General features: G+C 34.4%; 2 protein-coding genes. Both read left to right on the top strand.

Translation table 11 applies throughout. The features are described from left to right. The first annotated feature begins 43 nt into the window (after positions 1-43). Positions 44-172, top strand: a complete 129-nt coding sequence (locus tag Q0P94_RS10395) for a hypothetical protein (RefSeq protein WP_295116367.1) — start codon at positions 44-46, stop codon at positions 170-172. A gap of 88 nt (positions 173-260) precedes the next feature. Further along, the coding region (locus Q0P94_RS10400; RefSeq protein WP_295116370.1) for a C1 family peptidase at positions 261-3,609 on the top strand (3,349 nt) is incomplete at its 3' end.

A 3,609-nucleotide genomic window follows, 5' to 3' on the forward strand; every position in this document is an offset into this window, starting at 1 on the left:
GAATGACAATCGCAAAAAAGGATTTTGAAAATCAACAAAGTTTTTGAAAGAGTCAGTTAAAGGTGAGATAAAATACTTTGTAGCTATTGTTAGTGATAAATATCATGAGATAGCTGTGAATTTCCATAAAACATTAACACCCGCCATCACCAATTCAAAACTTAATTTCTGAAACACGTTCAGTTTATCATCATATATAATATACATTAGAAAATTTAATGGAAACATATTTAATAGTTTCTTAACTAATATATGTGTGTATGAAAATAAATAAATTAATTGTTTTAAGTTTGATTTTGCTGATATTATTCACATTATCAGCAGTATCTGCAGAAAAAAACATAACGAACTTTACAAGTAAAGGGGATTTATTAACCTCAGATTCACCAAATGCTAACTTCAATGATTTAAATAAAGACATAAATGAAAGTACAAATGAATTAAAACTTACTCATGACTATGTCTACGATGAAGGCAATGACATCAATTTCACAGATGGAATTAATGTCTCCAAAAGCAACTTCCTTTTGGACGGTAACGGATATAGTATTGACGGGAACGGAAAAGCGAGAATATTTAATATAATTGGTAACAATGTCACTCTAAAAAATTTGATAATCAAAAATGCATTAAATGGTGCAGTATCTTTCGTTCAGCCAAATGCAGAGTATTATCTGGACAATGTCACCATTCAAAACTCATCCTCCAAATATGCTTCTGGTGCAATTGAACTAAATGCTACTAATTTGGTTGTAAACAATTCAAAATTTATTTCAAATACTGGTACTGACAGTTCAGACATTTTTTTCAACGAAAAGTGTAATGTGATTGTTGTAAATTCCACTTTTGAAGGTGGAATCGAGTCAAAATGGTCACATATTTATTTTTCTGGCGGAGCATTGATTGTTGACGGTTCCACTTTTGCAAATTCACGTTCAAGCTATGCCAATGCAATTTATGGTGAAGATGGTAGGGTGACTGTACGTAACACTAAATTCAGGAATCTTACTGTTTTGAATAGTGCTGGTGCAATTGGCGTTAAATATGCGGTTAATTTAACTGTTGAGGATTGTGAATTTACAAATATCACTTCAGGTAAGGATGGTGGGGTGATTTTTGCTGATATTGAACAGGGTTATGTGACAATCGCCAACTCAAAATTCCATGGTTGTTTTGCTGCATTTGGAGGTGCCGTAATGCAGCTTAGAGCTGAGTTAAATATCATTAACTCAACTTTCGAAGATAATATTGCAATGTATGATGGTGGAGTATTATGGACATCATATGCTGATGTATCCATTGAAAATTCCACATTCAAGAGAAATAATGTTGTTAAAGAAGATTTGGAAATTGGGGGAGTATTGTACTTTGATAAAGGAGACATATTAATCAAGGGCTCAACTTTCATTGACAATCACGGATCAAACAAAGGGGATGCGGTATTCACCTATGATTCCAAACTCACATTACAAAACAACACCTTTAAGGATAACGGAAATGCCCTATACTCAGTATTCTCAACACAAGACATTGCCGAAGACAATAAATTCAATAATGATTTGGTTTCTGTTAACAACACATTTTATGCAACAATTGTGGTAAACGATGGAATAGAATTAACACTGATTAATAACACTCCTTATAAATTTGACACCTTACTGGATAAATTCAATTTAAAGGATTATGGATTAGTGGGTCCTGTCAGAGACCAGGGTAAAATGGGTGCCTGCTGGACATTTGCAACATCCGGTGCTTTAGAATCAGCATTGCTTAAAGCAACCGGAAAATTATATAATTTTTCACAGGACAATATTCAAAATACGATGCTTCAATATTCAATTTATGGAGTTACTGGAATTTTGGAAGGTGGACAACAATCCACAGGTGTCGGATATCTTGTAAACTGGTACGGTCCATATCCAACCGATCTGGATAGATATGATGAGCTTGGAAAAGTATCCACTCATATCAACATGGCAAATGAAAGCATACATGTTCAGGACGTAGTGTTCTTCCCGACTCGTCAAAATGCAACAGACAATTATATCTTTAAAAAAGCATTAATGGACTACGGAGCATTTCTAGTGGCAATTTATGCAGGTGAGAATTCAAAATATTATAACGAAACATCTGCTGCACGTTATTACAATGGAACTAAAGGTATAAATCATGCGGTAACTCTTGTTGGTTGGGATGATAATTATCCTGCAAGTAATTTCCTAAATCCACCTTCTGGTGATGGTGCATGGATTATTAAAAACAGCTGGGGTACAGACTGGGGAGATGAAGGCTATTTCTACCTGTCATATTATGATACCTCATTCAATACTCAAAACCCTCAGCAGTATCCATACTATGCGGCTTACTTATTTAACAACACTGTTCCATACAATAAGAATTATCAAACAGATGCAGGACAGTTAAATAACTTTGTAGATCAATACAAGTACTTCTCAAATACCTACACTGCTCTTGAAGATGATTTAATTGCAGCCGTGGGTACTTACTTTGATAGTGAGGGAGTTGATTATGAATTTGATATTTATGTTAATGGAGTGTTAAAACACACACAAAATGGCGTAAGCCCATTTGCAGGTTATCATACCATCAAATTAACACAATACATTCCAATTTCAGCAAATGATACTTTTAAAGTTGTATTCAAAAATAGTTCTTTACCTTTCGAATCTAATTCAAGACATCATCATAAGGAAAACGTTTCATTTGGAAGTGTGGATGGTGTCAATTGGGAGGATCTTGCTAAAGATAATGTAACAGCAATATTGAAAGTCTACACTGTCGCTAAACCTGTAGTTCCATCAAAACCGGTTATCACAGGCAATAAGGATGTTGTCATGCTTTACTCAGCTGGCACCGCTTATAAGGTTCGTGTAACTATCGGCGGCAGGGCTGTAGTCGGTGAATACGTAACTTTCAAATTCAACGGTGTCACCAAAAAGGTTAAAACCGACAGCAAAGGTTATGCAACTTATAAAATACCTACTGTTAAACCAAAATCAAGTAAATACGCAATCACTGCAACATATAAAGATGTAACTGTTAAAAACTGGGTTAAAGTGAACAGCATAAAACCGGTTATCACAGGCAATAAGGATGTTGTCATGCTTTACTCAGCTGGCACCGCTTATAAGGTTCGTGTAACTATCGGCGGCAGGGCTGTAGTCGGTGAATACGTAACTTTCAAATTCAACGGTGTCACCAAAAAGGTTAAAACCGACAGCAAAGGTTATGCAACTTATAAAATACCTACTGTTAAACCAAAATCAAGTAAATACGCAATCACTGCAACATATAAAGATGTAACTGTTAAAAACAAGGTTAAAGTGAACAGCATTGTTGTTGCTAAAAACCTTAAGGCTAAAAAATCTGCAAAAGTCCTTAAAATCATAGTGACCTTGAAAAAGGTTAACAAGAAATACATTAAATGTAAATACGTAACCTTGAAATTCAATGGCAAAACCTATAAGGTAAAAACCAGCAATAAAGGTGTTGCAATATTCAAAATCAAAAAGAATGTGCTTAAAAAACTTAAAGTTGGTAAAAAATACTCCTATAAGGTTTCTTATGGTAAAGATGCTGTAAGCAAAA

The sequence above is a fragment of the uncultured Methanobrevibacter sp. genome (assembly GCF_946184425.1).
In the GTDB taxonomy this organism is placed as follows: Archaea; Methanobacteriota; Methanobacteria; order Methanobacteriales; family Methanobacteriaceae; genus Methanocatella.